The sequence below is a fragment of the Primorskyibacter sp. S187A genome (genome assembly GCF_049800955.1).
Taxonomy (GTDB): Bacteria; Pseudomonadota; Alphaproteobacteria; order Rhodobacterales; family Rhodobacteraceae; genus JAKVBH01.
Genome location: NZ_JBNAGA010000001.1, coordinates 1,991,058 through 2,009,730 on the forward strand (window position 1 = coordinate 1,991,058; position 18,673 = coordinate 2,009,730).

Annotated in this window: 16 protein-coding genes; 8 read left to right on the top strand and 8 right to left on the bottom strand. The window is 61.5% G+C overall.

Annotated elements, in window-relative coordinates; all coding sequences use genetic code 11:
- Nucleotides 1-13: 13 nt before the first annotated feature.
- Nucleotides 14-1,258, bottom strand: a complete 1,245-nt coding sequence (locus ACP15S_RS09940) for a sarcosine oxidase subunit beta family protein (RefSeq protein WP_425039414.1) — start codon at nucleotides 1,256-1,258, stop codon at nucleotides 14-16.
- A gap of 181 nt (nucleotides 1,259-1,439) precedes the next feature.
- Between ACP15S_RS09940 and ruvX the strand changes: the two genes are divergently transcribed.
- Nucleotides 1,440-1,913 (top strand): Holliday junction resolvase RuvX, encoded by a 474-nt coding sequence (gene ruvX, locus ACP15S_RS09945; protein WP_425039415.1) that lies wholly within the window; start codon nucleotides 1,440-1,442, stop codon nucleotides 1,911-1,913.
- Between the two features lie 12 nt (nucleotides 1,914-1,925).
- Nucleotides 1,926-2,156 (top strand): DUF1289 domain-containing protein, encoded by a 231-nt coding sequence (locus ACP15S_RS09950; protein WP_425039416.1) that lies wholly within the window; start codon nucleotides 1,926-1,928, stop codon nucleotides 2,154-2,156.
- A 45-nt stretch (nucleotides 2,157-2,201) separates the two neighbouring features.
- On the opposite strand, the gene ACP15S_RS09955 is transcribed toward ACP15S_RS09950, so the two are convergent.
- From ACP15S_RS09955 to ACP15S_RS09975, 5 genes are all read right to left on the bottom strand, one after another.
- Nucleotides 2,202-3,173 (bottom strand): calcium-binding protein, encoded by a 972-nt coding sequence (locus tag ACP15S_RS09955; RefSeq protein WP_425039417.1) that lies wholly within the window; start codon nucleotides 3,171-3,173, stop codon nucleotides 2,202-2,204.
- Between the two features lie 130 nt (nucleotides 3,174-3,303).
- The gene (locus ACP15S_RS09960; protein ID WP_425039418.1) at nucleotides 3,304-4,077 is read right to left on the bottom strand and encodes a hypothetical protein; all 774 of its coding nucleotides are present in this window, start codon (nucleotides 4,075-4,077) and stop codon (nucleotides 3,304-3,306) included.
- A gap of 17 nt (nucleotides 4,078-4,094) precedes the next feature.
- Entirely contained in the window at nucleotides 4,095-5,087 is a 993-nt protein-coding gene (gene dusA / locus ACP15S_RS09965) for a tRNA dihydrouridine(20/20a) synthase DusA (protein ID WP_425039419.1), read from the bottom strand.
- A gap of 128 nt (nucleotides 5,088-5,215) precedes the next feature.
- Nucleotides 5,216-6,613, bottom strand: a complete 1,398-nt coding sequence (locus tag ACP15S_RS09970; RefSeq protein ID WP_425039420.1) for an MATE family efflux transporter — start codon at nucleotides 6,611-6,613, stop codon at nucleotides 5,216-5,218.
- 121 nt (nucleotides 6,614-6,734) lie between these two features.
- Nucleotides 6,735-8,243, bottom strand: coding sequence for a citrate lyase subunit alpha (locus ACP15S_RS09975; protein WP_425039421.1), 1,509 nt, complete (start codon nucleotides 8,241-8,243; stop codon nucleotides 6,735-6,737).
- 122 nt (nucleotides 8,244-8,365) lie between these two features.
- Here ACP15S_RS09975 and ACP15S_RS09980 point away from each other — a divergent pair, with 122 nt between their 5' ends.
- The 3 genes from ACP15S_RS09980 to iolG all read left to right on the top strand — a co-directional run bounded on the left by ACP15S_RS09980 (nucleotide 8,366) and on the right by iolG (nucleotide 12,213).
- Nucleotides 8,366-9,064 (top strand): sirohydrochlorin chelatase, encoded by a 699-nt coding sequence (locus ACP15S_RS09980; protein ID WP_425039422.1) that lies wholly within the window; start codon nucleotides 8,366-8,368, stop codon nucleotides 9,062-9,064.
- 65 nt (nucleotides 9,065-9,129) lie between these two features.
- Nucleotides 9,130-11,133: a CocE/NonD family hydrolase gene (locus tag ACP15S_RS09985; RefSeq protein WP_425039423.1), complete on the top strand. Its 2,004-nt coding sequence runs from the start codon at nucleotides 9,130-9,132 to the stop codon at nucleotides 11,131-11,133.
- Between the two features lie 78 nt (nucleotides 11,134-11,211).
- On the top strand, nucleotides 11,212-12,213 hold the full coding sequence (iolG, locus tag ACP15S_RS09990; protein ID WP_425039424.1) for an inositol 2-dehydrogenase: 1,002 nt from the start codon (nucleotides 11,212-11,214) through the stop codon (nucleotides 12,211-12,213).
- 68 nt (nucleotides 12,214-12,281) lie between these two features.
- Here iolG and ACP15S_RS09995 read toward each other — a convergent pair whose 3' ends face one another.
- Nucleotides 12,282-13,889, bottom strand: a complete 1,608-nt coding sequence (locus ACP15S_RS09995) for an ABC transporter substrate-binding protein (RefSeq protein WP_425039425.1) — start codon at nucleotides 13,887-13,889, stop codon at nucleotides 12,282-12,284.
- A gap of 181 nt (nucleotides 13,890-14,070) precedes the next feature.
- On the opposite strand from ACP15S_RS09995, the gene ACP15S_RS10000 reads away from it, so the two are divergent.
- From ACP15S_RS10000 to ACP15S_RS10010, 3 genes are read left to right on the top strand one after another with little or no spacing between them, the layout of a single operon-like run.
- Nucleotides 14,071-15,051, top strand: coding sequence for an ABC transporter permease (locus ACP15S_RS10000; protein ID WP_425039426.1), 981 nt, complete (start codon nucleotides 14,071-14,073; stop codon nucleotides 15,049-15,051).
- Complete coding sequence (locus tag ACP15S_RS10005; RefSeq protein WP_425039427.1) at nucleotides 15,048-15,965, top strand: ABC transporter permease; 918 nt, start codon at nucleotides 15,048-15,050, stop codon at nucleotides 15,963-15,965. The genes ACP15S_RS10000 and ACP15S_RS10005 overlap by 4 nt, the downstream gene beginning before the upstream one ends.
- Nucleotides 15,966-15,969: 4 nt before the next feature.
- Nucleotides 15,970-17,613 carry an ABC transporter ATP-binding protein gene (locus tag ACP15S_RS10010; RefSeq protein WP_425039428.1) on the top strand — a complete coding sequence of 548 codons (1,644 nt, stop codon included), beginning with the start codon at nucleotides 15,970-15,972 and terminating at the stop codon, nucleotides 17,611-17,613.
- Here the strand turns inward: ACP15S_RS10010 and ACP15S_RS10015 are convergent.
- Nucleotides 17,610-18,449, bottom strand: a complete 840-nt coding sequence (locus ACP15S_RS10015) for a trypsin-like serine peptidase (protein ID WP_425039429.1) — start codon at nucleotides 18,447-18,449, stop codon at nucleotides 17,610-17,612. The genes ACP15S_RS10010 and ACP15S_RS10015 overlap by 4 nt on opposite strands.
- Between the last annotated feature and the right edge of the window lie 224 nt (nucleotides 18,450-18,673).

Sequence of the window (18,673 nt, forward strand, 5' to 3'; positions counted from 1 at the left end):
CAAACCACGCGCATCAATGGGCCACCCCCGCAGCGACCGATTCGTCGATGAAGCGCCCCTCGCGGAACCGTTCGAGCCCGAAGGCATCGGCCAGCGGCGAGTGCCCCTTGGCCATCAGCTCCGCCATGGCCCATCCGGAGCCCGGGATGGCCTTGAACCCGCCGGTGCCCCAACCGCAGTTGATGAAGACACCCTCCACCGGAGTTTTGGAGATGATGGGCGAGCGATCCCCCGTCACATCAACGATACCGCCCCATTGGCGCAGCATCTTGAGGCGCGAAATCATCGGGAAGGTCTCACAAAGCGCGCGCACAGTTTCCTCGATGTGATGGAACGAGCCGCGCTGAGTGTAGTTGTTGTACCCATCGGTGCCGCCGCCGATGACCATCTCACCTTTGTCAGACTGGCTCATGTAGCCGTGCACCGTATTGGCCATGACAACCACATCCATGCAGGGCTTGATCGGCTCAGACACAAGAGCTTGGAGCGCGACGCTCTCAATCGGGAGCCGGAAGCCTGCCATCTCGGAGACCACGCTGGCGTGACCAGCGACGACCATGCCCAGTTTCTTGCAACCGATATGGCCTTTGGACGTCTCAACGCCCGTTACGGCGCCGCCCTCTCGCGTCACGCCCGTCACTTCGCATTTCTGGATGATATCCATCCCCATGGCCGAACAGGCCCGTGCATACCCCCAGGCCACCGCATCATGCCGCGCCGTGCCGCCACGCGCCTGCCACAACCCGCCCATGACGGGGTAACGCGGGCCTTTGAGCTCGATGATCGGCACGAGCTTCTTGACCTCTTGCGGCCCGATGAACCGCGTCTCCACGCCTTGCAGCGCGTTGGCGTGGGCAGTGCGCTGGTAGCCGCGAACTTCGTGATGGGTCTGCGCCAGCATGATCACGCCGCGCGGGCTGAACATGATGTTGTAGTTGAAATCCTGGCTCAGCGTCTCGTAGAGGCTGCGCGCTTTCTCGTAGATCGCGGCGGAGGGGTCTTGCAGGTAGTTGGAGCGGATGATCGTTGTATTCCGGCCTGTATTGCCACCGCCGAGCCAGCCCTTTTCGATCACGGCCACATTGGTGATGCCGAAGTTCTTGCCAAGATAATAGGCGGTTGCCAACCCGTGGCCACCAGCCCCGACGATGATAACATCGTAGGTCTTCTTGGGCTCAGGTGAGGCCCAGGCGCGCTCCCACCCCTGGTGGTAGCTCAGCGCTTCTCGTGCAACAGCAAAGGCAGAATAGCGTTTCATCAGGCAGGGGCTCCGCTCAACAGATCACATCGGTCTTCAACTTCCGTGTTATGGCCAATTTCGCCCGCGCCCGACTCTCGAATCCGTCCCCTTGATGCATGTTTCCGACGCGGCCCGTTTTCATAGGGATGTTGAACAGTTTTCGCTTTTGCCATTGCGCCGCGAGTTGTAGGGCTGTGCCATGATTTACGAAGACATGACCGATTTTGCCGGAAGCCTGCCTGTGCATGGTGCGCTCATCGGTCTGGATCTTGGCGAAAAGACCATTGGCCTTGCCGTATCTGACGGGATGCGCGGCGTGGCGACGCCTCTGGAAACGGTCAGGCGCAAGAAATTCGGCGTGGATGCCACACGGATCGAAGAGGTCATCCGGGCGCGGGATATCCAGGGGCTGGTCCTGGGGTTGCCGCGCAACATGGACGGCTCAGAAGGCCCCCGCTGCCAATCGACCCGGGCTTTCGCGCGCAATTTTGCCGCGCGTTGGGATGGGCCTATCGGGTTTTGGGACGAACGGCTCAGCACAGTCGCGGCCGAACGCGCGCTTCTGGAGGCGGATACGACACGAAAACGTCGCGCAGAGGTCATCGACCATGTGGCGGCGAGCTATATACTGCAGGGCGTATTGGACCGCCTGCGCCATTTGAGCGCCGGATAACGAGGGATGAGCATGAAAGACGATCTGTGGCGTCGCGATGAGATCGAGAGCCCTTGCGTGAAAATCTGCGTCGTGCATCCGCAGGCGCGGATATGTACCGGTTGCCTGCGTTCGATTGACGAGATCACGCAATGGTCGAAGATGTCTCCTGAGGCGCGCCGCGAGGTCATGGCCAGCCTGCCGGAACGCAAAGGCCTCCTGCAAAAGCGCCGGGGCGGGCGCGCCGCGCGGCTCAAGCGATAAGGCAAGACGCGGGCGTTCAGGTCTATTGATCCGAAACCAGAGAGCTCAGATCGCAAAATCGCCCGAGACGAAAGAGATATTCTCCAGGCTGACAATCCCGGCCCCGCCGCGGATCACCATCACATCGCGCGCCTCATCTGCTGTGTCGCCGGGCTGCGAAATCTGAACAGTGACATCGCCGGAACCGTCCTCGGCTTCCTCAAGCGCAGCCGTCCAGGCGCCAAGCTCGTATGCAGGCAGGATGATCTGGATATCCTCATCCGCCTCAAAATCCGTAACCTCAGGCACCTGCGCGCCAACCCAGTAGCCCGTCGCGAAATCATCCGACCCCGCCCCGCCTGTCGCCACATCGCCGGTGCCCAGCAATATCGCATCATCGCCTGCGCCGCCGTCGATCGTGTCGGGGTCCGCGCGGTCGGCATTGGCGAAGAACGAATTGTCGTTGCCATCGTAATAGGCGCCCAGCGTATCATCGCCCGCGCCGCCTTCGATCTGGTCAGACCCTTTGCCGCCATACAGGATGTCATCACCCGCGCCGCCTTGCAGCGTGTCATCGCCAGCCCCTGCAAACAGGGAGTCAGCACCGTCGCCGCCATCCAGCAGATCAGCAAAGCGGCCGCCGCTGAGGCCATCGTTGCCTGCCTCGCCGTAGAGCCGGTCGATCCCGTCGCCACCGTAGATCAGGTCATCACCCGCACCGCCATGGACAATGTCGGCGCCATTTTCGCCATCGAGCGTATCATCGCCGCCTGAGCCGTGTATTTCGTCATCCCCGTCCGCGCCAAGGATCGTATCCTCCCCGGACGAACCCGTTACCGTATCGGCCCCATCCAACGCATCCAGCAGATTTCCCGCCTCCGAGAGCGTCAAGGCGTCATCGCCATCGGTTGCAAATCCAGTGGCCGCATCGGAGCCTTCGGATGCGCCAGAGCTCGACCCGCCGTCATCCTCACCGCCGCCCAGAGCGTCGCCTCCGACAAAGAGAGCAGGCAATAACAACAAGAGCAGCATTTCCATAGGACGCCTCCGAACTGGTAACGCCGCATTTTAACTCTTTGTTAATACCTCTTGTCGAGTCCAACCCCATGATAGGATTAGTAGCTGGCAACAATAGGCTGCCGTCGCGGTGGCTGTCGCCGCCTACGCATCAGATTTGCCAAGATTCCCAATTGCTCAGGAGTTGCGGTCGGAAGTAAGCGATCGCGCGGCCAAGCGCATCGGACTGCGCATTTTCCCCCCAGGGGGCCACACCGTGCAAGAGATGTCGGTGCAGCAAAACCGCCTCGCCTGTTTTCAGCGGAAGGGTCTTGCGAGGGCATGTCTCGAAGACGTCGCGGCGTGTCCGGGTGTAGATCTCGGTCAGATCAAAGTCGGCCCACTGCGTGGCCGGCACATCGCGCAAGGCCGCGCTCAAAGCACGCCCCAAGGGGATATGGCTGCCATCCCAGACGACAAGCGGGCTCGCGTCGTGATCTGCCGCGTTCAGGGCAATGCCAAGGATCCAGGCATGCGGTTCGCGCAATTTGCGGCGGCGCGCCTCCCCTATGGGCAGGAGACCGTCCACATGTGCGGCGTCCCGGCGCATCCGGAAACCATAGGCCGCCTCGCTCTCGCCCACGCGCGGCTTGGGATAGCCTGCCCGCGTGACGGAAACCTGCGCGGCGTGCAAGTCCTGAGGCCCCATCAAAGCCTGCGCCGCGTCGAGCGCCTTACCCGTGAGCGGGACACCTGAGACCGTGCCTTTCGCATCATTGGGCAGGACATCCACACCAACAAACCACGTCTGCCCACAGACCCATTGTGCGGCATGATCGGGATGCGTGAGGCAGGGTTTGACCGCGCTCAAGGCCGCGTCAGCCCAAGCTCGGGTCGCAGGTTCTGCCGGGAACCGGGCATAGCCCTTTGCGTCAAACTCCGTCACCGTGCGCCGCCTGCCCGTCAGGCTACAGAGCGCGATGGCGGCAGGGCGTTGAGCGCGGCCTCCACCAGATCCGGGCCCGCACCGGGCGTTGAGGCCCCTTCCGAGAGCGTCCTGCGCCAGGCGCGCGCCCCGGGGCGGCCCGCAAAAAGGCCCAGCATATGCCGCGTGATCGCATGCAGACGCACTCCCTCGCTCATCCGCGCCTCGATATAAGGCAGCATTTCACGTACGACCTCTTCCGGCGAAGACACGCGTTGCTCCCCAAATATCCGCGCGTCTGCCGCGCCTAGAACATCCCATGGCGTGTGATAAGCCGCGCGCCCAATCATGACGCCATCCAACCCCGCATCGAGAAACGCCTCTGCCTGCTCCAACGTCGTGATGCCGCCATTGATCGAGATGTGCAAATGCGGAAAGAGCATCTTCATGCGCGAGACAAGCTCGTAGTCAAGCGGCGGAATATCCCTGTTTTCCTTGGGACTCAGCCCTTTGAGCCAGGCCTTGCGGGCGTGGATCGTGACGCGTTCCACACCGGCCGCGATGACCTGCGCCAGAAATTCCGGCAAAACCTCCTCCGGCATCTGATCATCCACACCGATCCGGCACTTCACCGTCACAGGAACATCGCTCGCCTCGCGCATCGCCCGACAACAGCGCGCAACAAGCGCCGGCTCGCGCATCAAAACCGCGCCAAACGTGCCCGATTGCACACGATCCGACGGGCATCCTACATTCAGGTTGATCTCGTCATATCCCGCCTGCGCGCCCAATCGTGCGGCCAGCGCGAGCTCTCGCGGATCAGAGCCGCCCAGTTGAAGCGCCACCGGATGCTCTTCGGCATTATACTGCAGAAGATGCACCGCCCCCCCGCGCACCAGCGCCGGCGCCGTGACCATCTCGGTATAGAGCAAGGCCTGCCGCGAGATCAGCCGATGCATGTAGCGACAATGCCTGTCGGTCCAATCCATCATGGGTGCGACGGATAATCTGGCGTGTTGAGTGAGCTGCATTGCGCTGAACTCTATCGTTGGGGCGGAGGCTGTGGATGTGCAGAAGCGAGGACATTCCCTGCGCGCGCCTGACTACTGGAAAAGAGAGCCTGAGGCAATTGCATCGCCGGGAGGATGCTCGTCTTCCCTCAGGTTGCGGACGGCGCCGTCGCGCGCCCGCCGGGCCAAAACCCGCCCAGCTCTCGGATCGCGAGATGGCGCACGATGACAAAGCCGATCATGCCGCCCGTAATCACCGCCGCCGCCGTGCCGAACCAGACACCCGTTTCGTCAAATCCCAGCAGGCCCACGAAAACCCAGACAAAAAACGCGATGCCGAAGCCTTGTCGATACAAGCTGATCCAGACTGTCCAAACCGGGCGTTTGAGCGCCTGCAGGAAGGAGTTGATCGCAAACAGCATCATGTAGACGGGCAGGATGACCGATTCCACGCGCAGATAGGCCAGCCCGACGCGGACCACTTCCGGATCGGCATTGAACAGGGACAAAACACGTCCCCCGAAAATCCACAGGATGGGGAACGCGATCACGCACATGATGACCCCGGTCTTCCAGCAGAAAAAGAGCGCCTCGCGCACCCGATCATGATGTCCTGCCCCGAAATTTTGCGAGGCAATGGGCAAAAGCGCGCCCGTCATGCCCAGGATTGGCAAGAGCAGGATTTGCTCCAGCCGGATAGCCACGCCGTAGCCCGCAATGGCGTGTTCGCCAAAGGTCTTGAGGGCAAATTGCATGACGAACCCTGCGAGCAACATGACAAGGAATGAGACACCCGTTGGCAAAACCTGCCAGAAAATCTCTGTGAATTTCGAGAGGCTTGGCCGGAAATGCCCGGCCGCAAGGTCCGCCATCGAATTGCGCCCCAATACCTGCAGGATCATGTAGATCATCACGCCGCTCTGACAGAGCACGGTGGACACCGCCAACCCGTCAAAGCCGATGCCGCCCCAGACGCCCGGAATGCCAAACATGAAAAACGGATTGAGCACGACATTGGCAAAAAACGCGACCACAAGCGCGCGCTGATAGGATTTGCTGTCGCCATGGGCCTGCAAGATACCGTTGCAGGCAAAGGCCAAAAGGAAGCCGGGCAAGGCGAAGGTCAGGATATCGAAATAGCGCAGGCCCGCGTCACGATAGGCGCCGGGCTCGGAGACAAGTTGGATCAGGGCCGGGCCATAAAACTGCCCCGCGACCGCAAGAAGCGCCGCGCCAATTGCGCCGAAGCTCAGACCTTGCGCAGCAAGATCGCGGGCCGCAGGCTTGTCGCCCGCTCCAATCCGGTTGCCCACAAGCGCGCCCATGGCAGCGCCGAGGCCAATGCCCACCGCCATGGCAAGATAAAACGCCTGCGTGCCAAGAGCGAGCCCCGCTTGCGCGGATGTAGAAAGCAGGCCCGCAAAAAACATATCAACGACGTTATAGAGCGTGCTGAAGAGCATCCCAATGGCCGCCGGGATCGCCAGAGTACGGAAATGGCCAGAGATTGGGCCTTTGGTCAGATCAACGTCTGGTGTAGCTGCCATGTCCGGCCCCCTGGATGCGCCGCGCCCCATGATGGAGCGCCTTAGGCTCTGACCTAGAGCGCTTCCAGTGGCATTGCACGTCTAATCGCGACGCAGATCCGCACAGGCTTTGTGCAGCGCGTCAAAAGACATCGAGAACACCGCCCTCGCGATGTTCAATGAAGACCTTGGGGCGCTCCGGCCGCGCAGAGGCCGTCGGTACCGCCCCTGCCTGTGCGGCACGGGCGGCAAGATCTTCCACCTTGATGACGGGCAACCCGTCCCTGGCACAGGCCCGCGCCAGCTCTGGGCGCGCCGGGTTAATGGCCACGGCCTCTGGCGTCACGATCGCATCGACATCTGCGCCCGGCGTTGTGATGGTCTGGACCTCTTTCACGATCTTGGCATGCCCGCCCGCGCTGAGATCGGTTGTGACAATGCTGAGAGACGCGCCCGCGGCTGCATCAGGGTGCCCCCCCGGGCCCCCCAATATCCTGCCCTGCGCGCCAAGCGCGACATTGACGTTAAACCCGCAATCCACCTCGACCGCCCCCAGCAGCATGACATCCAGTTGCGACACGATGTTGTTCTCCAATGGGCTCGCATACCGCGCGGCAGACATCATGTGATGGGACGGGGTCTCAATGGCAGAGGCCACAGCCGCCCGGTCAAAGCACTGCACGTCATGGATCTCCCGGAAGAGCCCGGCCCTGAGCAACGCCACATGCGCGCCGGTGATGCCCCCGGACAGAAACCCACCTGTCACGCCCTGCGCAACCATGGCGCGGCCAATCTCGGGCACACAGGCCAGCGAAAATCCTCCTGCACCACTTTGCAGGCACAGACCCTCCTGCAGCAGCCCGGACGCCGCAACAACATCTGCCGTCAGCGCGGCAATGGCGCGGGCCTGCGCGGTCCGGGACGGGGCCGTTGTCGCCGTGGCAAGACCGGATGGATCGCCAGCCGTTTCCACCTCGACAACGGCATCGATAAAGCGACCCTCGATATCACAGCACGCCAGCCGCGCGTCTTGCAGCTTGCCCGCAACAACAACGCTTTGGCGCGCATAGAGCGCATCGACCGCAGCATAGCCCAAGGGGCCACAGGCTGCAGGCTCCGCCCGACCTGTCGCATCCCCGCATGCGCGCGCAACAGGCGCCGCAATAAAAGCCGCATCAACGCGGAGTGCGCCAGACGCCAAAGCGCGCGCCCGTCCACCGTGGGACTGCAAAATGGCCACGCCCGGCAACTTGCCCGCCTGCACCGCATCTGCCACGGGGCCGCGCATGTAATCCGTCGCTATATGGGCAATCGTGCCGTCTTCCAGCGCTGAGACCAACGGAGCATGGACGGGAAAGATCGAGCTGGGTGCCAGCGTCAAGCCCCGCAACCCCCGGCGCTGCGCCAGAGCGATCACGGAATTCATCACGCTATCACCGTTGCGGTAATGATGATGGAAAGAGAGCACATCGCCATTTTTGAGCTGAAAGCGCTCAAACACGTCCTCAAGCCTGTCGAGGCGCTTGTCGGTCACATCATTGGCAGCTCTGGGCGACACTTTGGCAGGCAGGGCCGCGCCGGGCACATGAGGTCCCAAAGCCCCAAGCGGGCTTGTTTGGGGCCAGCTATGTGGATTGTTTGCACTGGCCATGACAGCCCTCCTCTCTGCCATTCACCCATCATGGCTTGCGTTCCCCTCGGGGTAAGCGCCACAGCCACTGGACGCAAGCGCACAGACCGCTAAGCTCTCGCGCAGCTAACCCGAGGTGCCGCGTGCGAAAAGCTCTTATCGTCAGCCATGGACAACCGTCCGCGCCCGAGGTGGGCCAGCGCGAGATTGAAGCCTTTGCCGCTTCTGTGAGCGCCGCAAGCGATCTGCTGGACGTTCAGGGCGTTTCACTGGCGGCCCCCGATGCGTTGGAGGCCATGGTCGCCACGCTGCCCGAGGGCGCGCCGCTCTACCCGCTTTTCATGGCCGATGGCTGGTTCACGCAGGTGCAATTGCCCAAACGGCTGGGCACCGCGCCCCTGCATATTCTGCCACCCTTCGGCGGCGATCCGGGCTTGCCCGAATTTGTGGCGGGATGGCTTGCGAAACTAACCGCAGACACTGGCCCGCCCGCCGCGGAGCGGACGCTCGTTGTGGCAGGTCACGGCTCCGGGCGCAGCCCCCGCCCTGCATGGGTCACCCGGGCCTTTGCCGCGTCTGTTCAGCATATGCTGCCGTTCGCGGAGGTCCGAACGGGCTTTGTGGAGCAACCACCCAGCCTAGAAGAGGTTCTGAGCGGTCTTGGTCCGGATGACATTTGCCTTCCGTTCTTCGCCACCAAACGCGGCCATGTTCTCGAAGACCTGCCGGAGGCCGCCAGAGCTGCCGGGTTTATCGGGCACATGCTAGAGCCCATAGGCACCCATCGGGAGATGCCGCGCTTTATCGCGCATTCCATCGAACGCGCCCTCACGCGCAGCTGATCAAACGCGCCCTTGGCGCTTCGAATCGTCTTTCCCTGCCCCGCGTGACGGGGCATGCTTGGCAGATGAATATTCGCACCGACTTTCCCTTCAAGATCGCTGTCACCGAAGATCAGCGCATCACCCTGCCCGATGGGACGGACCTCTCCGCCCGCCTGTGGCGACCTGAGAGCCAGGAGCCCGTCCCGCTGATCCTTGAGTTTCTCCCCTACCGCAAACGCGACGGGACGATTGCCCGCGATGAGATGATGCATCCGTGGTACGCGGGTCACGGCTATGCCTGCCTGCGTGTCGATATGCGCGGCAATGGCGAGAGCGGCGGGCTCATGGAGGATGAATACACCGCGCAAGAATTGCAGGATGCCTGCGATGTGATTGCCTGGGCGCGCGCGCAACCCTGGTGCACGGGCAAGGTTGGGATGCAGGGCATCAGCTGGGGCGGGTTCAACGCCTTGCAGGTCGCCGCTTTGCAACCCGAGGGGCTGGAGGCCATCATCACCATTTGCTCCACCGTGGATCGCTATGCCGATGACATCCACTACAAGGGCGGATGCCTGTTGGGCGAGAATTTCGGCTGGGCCAGTCAGATGTGGTCCTATTCCTCCCGGCCGCCTGATCCGGCGCTTGTCGGCGATCAATGGCGCGAGATGTGGCGCGCGCGGCTGGAGGCGCAACCGTTTTTGCTCTCCACGTGGCTGCGCCACCAACACCGCGATGCGTACTGGGAGCATGGGTCGGTCTGCGAGGATTACAGCCGTCTCAAGGCCAAGGTCCTGAGCGTTGGCGGCTGGGCTGATGGCTATCGCAACACAATTGCCCATCTGGTGGAGAACGTGCCCGGGACCAAAGGGATCGTGGGCCCGTGGAACCACAAATACCCCTTCTATGCCGGGCCTGAGCCGCGCATCGGCTTTCTACAGGAAGCCAAGCGCTGGTGGGATCGCTGGCTCAAAGGGATCGAGACCGGCGTCGAGGATGACCCGGATATGCGGCTCTGGCTGATGTACTCCTTGCGGCCCAAACCCTGGTTTGACGCACGTCCCGGGCAGTGGATCGCTGAGCCGGACTGGACGCAGACCGAGATCAAATCGCAATCCTTTGTCCTGACGCAGGACGGGAGCTTGAACGCTGAGCTCCCGACGGCGCCTCGGCCTTTTGAGATCTATGTCAACAGCCCCGCCCATTGCGGCGCGGCGGCGGGAGAGTTCTTTCCCTTTGCCTTTGACGCCGAATTGCCCGTTGATCAGCGCCAAGACGATGCCTTCTCGGCTTGTTTCGACGCCGATGTGGCACAAGAAGAGTGCGACATCGTGGGCGCGCCCAACGTCAGGTTACGCCTGACGCCAGAGGGCGAGACCGGCCTTGTCGCGGTGCGGCTCACAGATGTCTTCCCCGATGGTACCTCCGCCATGATTACATGGGGCTATCTCAACCTTTGCCACCATGAGAGCCATGCATCGCCCGAGGCGCTCACGCCCGGCGCGCCCATCGATGTGACCCTGACGCTTGATCAGATCGCTTATCGCTTGCCTGCGGGCCATCGGCTGCGGCTTGCTGTCTCGACGCAATATTGGCCAACCCTCTGGCCCCCTGCCCATGCCAAAGGTCTCACGATCACAGGCGGCGCGCTTTCGCTGCCCGTGCGCCCTACGGCGACGGATGCGGAATGGCGCTTCGAGCCACCGGAAACATCGCCCCCTTGGGACCATGAGGTTTTGCGCGCAGCAAGCTACGCGCGCGATCAACATGTCGACATGCGCACCGGCACGCAAACCTTGCGCTTTACCATGGACAACGGCCTGAACCGTGATCTGGCCCATGGCCTCGCATCCGGGTCAGGCAGTGTCGAGACATGGACCATCGGCGAAGACCCCCTCTCTGCCCAAGCGGAGATCACATGGGAGCAGGAGCTTAGACGCGACGATTGGGACGTGCGGACCCAGACCAGTTCGAATTTCTGGTGCGACGCCACGCATTTCCATTTCAAGGCAACTCTGACGGCGTATATCGGCGACGATGTCTTCTTCGAAAAAACCCTGACGGACGCAATCCCCCGCGATCTGATCTAGGCGCAGGTGACAGGGCGCTTGCAACCGGTTGCAAATTGCGCTCATGTCGCGACCAAGGCGAAACACGAGGAAATCACCATGAAAGTTGCTCTCTTCGGTGCAGGGCGCATCGGCAAGGTCCATGCGGCATCCATCAAGACCGATCCCCGCTCCACGCTCGTGGCCGTCACCGATGTGGTGTCAGAGGCGGCAGAGGCACTGGCGCAGGAGTATGACATTGCCGCCCGTTCGCCTGACGAGATCCTCGGTGATCCCGCCATTGATGCTATCCTGATTGCCTCCTCCACGAATACCCATTCGGACCTGATCGAAGCGGGTGTCGCCGCAGGCAAGGCCATCTTTTGCGAAAAGCCCATTGATCTGTCCCTTGAACGCGCCCACGGTGTCCTCGCCCGCGCGGGCTCCCATGACAAACCAATCATGATGGGATTCAACCGCCGCTTCGATCCCAACTTCGCAGCCCTCAAGGCGCGCTTTGAGGCAGGCGCGATCGGCAAGGGTGAGTTGCTTGCCATCACCTCGTTCGACCCCGCCCCACCGCCCGTAGATTACATCAAGGTCTCTGGCGGTCTCTACCGGGACATGATGATCCACGATTTCGACATGGCAGCCTTCCTCTTCGGCATGCCCCAGAGCGTCATGGCCCATGGATCTTGTCTGGTAGACGCGCAGATTGGCGCGGCGGGCGACATCGACACCGCTGTCGTTACTCTGAGCTATTCTGATGGACGTCTGGCCACGATCCGCAACTCGCGCCGCGCAGCCTTTGGTTATGATCAACGGGTTGAGCTTCTGGGGTCTGAGGGCATGCTGCAGGCGGAAAACGTGCTCGAAAACACGGTTGTAGAGGCCAATGCCAGGGGTGTGACCTCTGCCAAGCCCATGCATTTCTTCCTCGAACGCTACATGCGCGCCTATGGAATCGAATGGGCGGCCTTCGTGGATGCCTGCGTGGAGGGCGCGCCGGTGCCAGCGGGCATTCAGGACGGTGTCAATGCGCTGGCTCTGGCGGAAGCGGCCAATATATCCCTCGCGCAAGGACAACCCATCGAGATTACAAGCGCTTTAACCGGCGGCTGAAAGCCTCTGATATAAAAGAAAAAGGCGCCACATTTGCGGCGCCTTTTCCACTTTAAGAAACCTGACGATCAGGTGAGCCACCAGCGCTCCGGCGCTTTCTCACCATCCATGCCCCAGTTCGAAGCGGTCGCTTCGCCATGGGCCACTTTGTTGGACAGGCCTTCGATGTAATTGGCAAACATCGGGAGGATCACGCCGCCATCATCATGGATGAGCATTTGCGCTTCCTTGTACATCTCGGCGCGCTTGCTCTCGTCAAGCTCGGCACGTGCCGTTTTGACGACCTCATTGAAGCGCACAGCGCTTTCCGTGTCGCGCCAAGCTGTATCGTTCCACTCGGTGGAATCGACATAGGCCGAGGAATACATCCAGTCTTGCGTCGGACGGCCGCCCCAATAGCACGCGCACCAGCCCTTCTTGTTCCAGACGTTGGACCAGTAGCCATCGGACGGCTCACGGACCACTTCGATCTCGATGCCGGCTTGCGCTGCGGAGGCCTGAATGAGCTGAGCCGCATCCACCGCACCCGCGAAGGCCGCGTCGGAGGCCGACAGCTGGATCGGGCCGGAATGGCCGGACTTCTTGTAATGCTCGGCCGCCTTGTCGGGATCGAAATCACGCTGTGGCAGATCGGCCCAGAAGGGAACAGAAGGCGAGATCGGGTGATCGTTGCCAATGGTGCCGTGACCGAGGAGGATCTTGTCGAGCATTTCCTGCTTGTTGACCGACCACTTGAGCGCCATGCGCAGATCGTAATTGTCAAACGGAGCCGTATTGACGCGCATCGGGAAGGTGTAGTGCAAAAAGCCCGTGCTTTCCTTCACGTTGATGTTGGGCGCGCGGGCCAGCAGCGCGACGGTCTTGGGATCAAGACGGTCCGCCACATGCACCTGACCGGACAAAAGCGCGTTCTGACGCGCGGTCAGATCGACGATCGAGAGCATCTCGACGCTGTCCACAAAGGCCGCATCGGACTTGAAGTAATTCGGGTTCTTGGAGGCCAGAACCCGCACGCCGGGCTCAAAAGTCTCGATGACGTAGCCGCCTGTCCCGATGCCCGATGTCGGATCGACCATGCCGTCCTTGGAGGGCATAATGATCAGGTGGTAATCCGAAACGATATAGGGGAAGTCCGCATTCGGAGCCGTCAGATCGAAGACGACCGAATTGCCTTCCGCCTTGATATCGGTGACCGGCGTCAGCAAGCCTTTCGCAGCCGATTTGGAATCATCGCCCCGGTGGTAGTTGAACGTGGCGATCACGTCTTCGGGGGCCACTGTCTTGCCGTTGGTGAAGGTTACATCCGGGCGCAGATTAAAGACCCAGGTGGAACCACCGTTGCGGGGCTCCCAGCTCTCCGCCAGTTCGCCGCGCAGCTTCATGTCGGGCCCAACTTCCACAAGATGGTTGCCCCATAGATAGCCCATGGCTGTTGTGAAGGAATTTTCGTAGGTGGACGGATCCATGCTGTCTGTCGTCGAGCCATGGCCGCGACCAATCTTCAGATCGCCGCCCATCTTGGGCGTCATCGCTTCAACCTGGCTGGCCATGGACAGAGCCGCCGGCACTGCAACACCGGCTCCCACAACAGAGCGGATGAACGTGCGTCGGCCGATCTGGCCTGAAGTGTATTTCATTGTTTGCGTATCGAGATACGCTTTGTATCTGTCAGTCATCTGACGGATGCCTCCCTTGGCTAGTTATGCGCAGAGTTTTCACTACCCGCCCGGAAAATGCAATGTTTGCGACATCACGAATTCGCTGTGAAAAAAAAGCTTTGCATTTGAAGGAATTCTTGGAAGGGTAAGGGCAGAAAACGACAAAGGGCGTGACGCACGCGCCTGACAGGGGGAAGCATTGCATCCGGTTCTTGCAACCATTTTCAAGCGCGTCGGTCTTGGACTGCTCACGCTCTTCGTCGTCTCCGTCATCATCTTTTCAGCGGTCAACATGTTGCCCGGCGATTTTGGCGAAGCTGTTCTGGGCCAGGCGGCCACCGAGGAGACCGTTGCGGCCTTCCGGCGTGAACTGGGCCTCGATCAACCACCCATCACGCGGTATTTCCAGTGGGTCGCGGGTGTGCTGCAGGGCGATCTGGGCACCTCATTCTCGGGCCGTGCGGCCTCGGGCGTGGACCGGTCCCGCCCCGTGGTCGATCTGGTGATGCCGCGCCTGGAAAACACGCTGTTTCTCGCGACGCTGACTGCTGTCATTGCCGTGCCTCTGGCGCTTTTTCTGGGCATTACCGCCGCACTCTGGCGCAATTCGTTTTATGACAAGACAGCGTCAGCGGCGACGTTGACGACGATCTCCTTCCCGGAATTTTTCGTGGCCTACATCCTGATCCTCGTATTTGGCACGCTCTACCCCGTCTTTCCCTCGCTGGCGACAGTCCAACCGGGCATGGGCTTTTGGGACAGGGTTTACACGTCGATGCTGCCAGCCATGACGCTCACGCTGGTCATCGTGGCCCATATGATGCGCATGACGCGGGCCGCGATCATCAACCTCCTGGCCTCGCCTTACATCGAGATGGCGCGGCTTAAGGGCGAAAGCCCGCGCCGGGTCATCCTGCGCCATGCCCTGCCCAATGCATGGGCGCCGATTGCCACCGTGATTGCCTTCAACCTTGCCTATCTCGTGGTGGGGGTCGTCGTGGTCGAGGTGGTCTTCGTCTATCCCGGTGTGGGCCAGCTGATGGTCGATGCGGTCTCCAGCCGCGATATTCCGGTCGTGCAGGCCTGCGCGCTCTTTTTCGCGGGCACCTACATCATCCTCAACCTCATCGCTGATGTGATCGGCATCGTGACCAACCCGAGGCTTTTGCACCCAAGATGAGCGAACCCAATACATATTCCGCCGCCGCCGAGGTGGGTGCCGTCCGCACCCGCCGGACATGGTCCCAACGCGCCTGGATCGAGCTCAAGAAAGCGCCGTTCTCGGCCTGGCTTGGGATGATCATTATTTTCGTCTATGTCTTCGTGGCGCTCTTCGCGCCGCTGATTGCCCCTTATGGCGAAGCTGACAGCTCCTTTGCCGCTTACGCGCCCTGGTCCTCCGATCACCTGTTGGGCACCGACCAGATCGGGCGCGATGTCTTCTCCCGCCTCATCTACGGCGCGCGCAACACGATGGGGATCGCGCTGATCACAACGCTGCTGGCCTTTGTCATTGGCGGCGGTCTGGGCCTTGTGGCGGCGATTACGCGCAATTGGGTGGATCAGGCGCTGTCGCGCTTTGTCGATGTGCTCATGGCGATCCCATCGCTGATTTTCGCGCTGATGCTTCTGTCGATCTTCGGGTCCAATGCGCTTTCGCTCATCATCATCATCGCCCTGCTGGACAGCACCCGCGTCTTTCGCCTGACCCGGGCCGTGGCGATCAATGTTGTGGTCATGGATTACGTGGAGGCCGCGCGGCTCCGGGGCGAAAAGCTGGGCTGGATCATGCGGCGCGAGATCCTGCCCAATATCATGCCGCCGCTGGTGGCCGAGTTTGGCCTGCGCTTCTGTTTCGTCTTCCTCACAATCGCTGCCCTGTCGTTCCTCGGTGTGGGCATCCAGCCGCCGACGGCCGATTGGGGCTCCATGGTGCGCGAGAATGCAGCACTTATCCAGTTTGCGCAGTTCGATCTGAAGGCAGGCATCACTCCCCTGATCCCGGCAGCGGCGATTGCGATCATCACCGTGGGCGTGAACTTCGTGGTCGACTGGTTCCTGCACAAATCTTCTGGCCTAAGAGACGAGCACTGAAGCGATGAGCATTGATCAAAACGATATCCTTCTGGACGTCAAAGGCCTCAAGATCGAAGGCTTTGCCGATGAGAAGTGGAACCCGATCATCAAGGGGGTCGATCTGCAATTGCGGCGCGGCGAGGTTTTGGGCCTGATCGGCGAATCCGGCGCGGGCAAATCCACGCTGGGGCTTGCGGCCATGGGCTTTGTGCGCGCGGGCTGCCGGATCACTGCAGGCTCTGCGGTGTTTGACGGGGTGGATCTTGTGCAAGCCTCCGAGACCGACAAGCGCAAGCTCTGGGGCACGCAGCTCACCTATGTGGCGCAATCCGCCGCCGCCTCCTTCAACCCGGCGCACAGGCTTATGGATCAGACAATTGGCGCGACCGTACGTGACGGGATCTCGGGCCGCGCGGAAGCCGAGAAAGACGCCGTCGCGCTCTATGACAGCTTGATGCTGCCCAACCCAGAGAGCATCGGCGAGCGCTTTCCGCATCAGGTCTCTGGTGGTCAGTTGCAGCGCGTCATGACAGCCATGGCCATGTCCTCGCGCCCCAAGCTCATCGTCTTTGACGAACCCACAACGGCGCTTGACGTGACAACCCAAGTCGAGGTGCTGCTGGCGATGCGCAAGGCCGTGCGCGAGCACAACGCCGCCGCCATCTACATCACCCATGACCTTGCCGTCGTGGCCCAGATGGCTGACCGGATCAAAGTGCTGCGCTATGGTGAAGAGGTCGAGGAAGCAGAGACCCGCGAGATGCTCACCAATCCGCAGGAGGATTACACCAAGTCGCTTTGGTCCGTGCGCGCGCTCTACAAAGAGCCTGAGAGCTCCGAGGACATCGTGCTCAGTGTCGATCAGGTCAGCGCGGCCTATGGCAAGGTGCCTGTGCTCTTTGACGTCAATATCGCCCTGCCCCGCGGCAAAACCGTGGCGATCGTGGGCGAATCCGGCTCCGGCAAATCGACCACCGCACGGGTCATGACCGGCCTGCTGCCGCCCTCCGCAGGTTCCGTGACGTTTAACGGCGAGACCCTGCCCGCCCAGCTCAAGGAACGCAGCAAGGACCAGCTCCGCCGCATCCAGATGATCTACCAGATGGCCGACACCGCCATGAACCCGCGCCAGACCGTGGGCGAGATCATCGGGCGACCCCTGGAGTTCTACCAGGGCGTCAGCGGCGCGGAGCGCGAGAAACGTGTGATCCAGCTGCTCGAAGATATCGAGCTCTCGGAAGAGTTCATCGACCGTCTGCCTTCCGAGCTTTCGGGCGGACAGAAGCAACGGATCTGCATCGCACGCGCGCTGGCGGCGGACCCGGAGGTCATCATCTGTGATGAAGTTACCTCGGCGCTCGATCAGATCGTGCAAGAAGGCATCCTGAAGCTCTTGCTCAAGCTGCAGGCCGAAAAGAACCTCAGCTACTTCTTCATCACCCACGACATCGCTGTTGTCGAAGCCATCTCGGATGAGATCGTCGTGATGAACCAGGGCAAGGTCGTGGAGCAAGGCGTCAAGACGAGTGTCCTGCAACCGCCGCACCCCGATTACACGGAGTTGTTGTTGTCATCGGTGCCCGAGATGGACCCCGATTGGCTCACCAATCTGGCCCACAAACGCGGCATGCCCGGTGCAGCCCCCAGCGAGACACCCTCGACCTAACCGCCCGGCGCGCGAATGAAGCGCCGGCTGCTGGCGTCCGTATTGCGCTCGCCCGCGCCAATGCGCTTGAAGCCCGTGTTTGATCGGCTGGGATGGGGCGAGTTGCGCATACGAATTTTCAGCTGGGCAACTTTCTGTGGCAGGTTCATCCCGAAGACACGTTTGCGACCGGTCTCATCTTCACCCCCTCCCGAGATGATCGAGAAAATGCGCAAACGGCCATTGTCCCGCTTGAAGACAGGCGCACCTGACGAGCCGAATGTGGCATCGCAGTCGAATTGCACGATCCCCCCCGAATAGCGCGCCTCCAGCAAACAGCCTCGCTCGAGGGTGAGGCTTTCCGTCCGACCCTGCCCATATGACGCGAGGATGACCTCGTCCTGGCGGGACAGACCATCGAGGATGGCGTAGGGGTCAATGCCCACATCGTGGATCGGGCTGTCCAGTTGCAGCAGGGCGATGTCATGGCGGATCATGTCGCCCGTGATCTTGCCTGTCCCGGTCGGGCGATAGGTTGGATCTACAACAATCTTCACGACGTCGCGCGTGGCCAGATCCACGCCATTGGCGTGCCCCGCCCGAAAGACAATACGCTCGCGGCCCGGGTCACGCAGACCGCCCTGCGGCATGACACAATGCGCCGCTGTCAGAACCAGATCGCGCGCAATGAGAGCGCCTGTGCAAAAGCCGCTCTCCATGTCAATCCGACCCACAGCCTCCCATCCCAACAGCGCGCCGCGCGTCTCCAACCGATCCGTCACCTGCGCGGCACTGAGCTTGGGCTGCACCCAGAGTGCGGAAAAAGCCAAAGCAAGGCAAAGGGCTAGACGCATCATCTCATCCAGTGTTGTTCAAGCCCCGCATCCACATCACGACAATGGGGAATAATCGGGGCCAGCCCGTGCCGAGACCTCCTTTGTTTGAGCGCAATTTGATGCGTCTTGCGGAGGGACTTCAAGACAGAGCCAGATCGACCCGGGATGCCCGCATCAGAGTAAATTCTCACGCCCCGGGCGCGAGACGTCGCCCGCGAGGTCCGTTTATGTCGGGAATGGTCGGC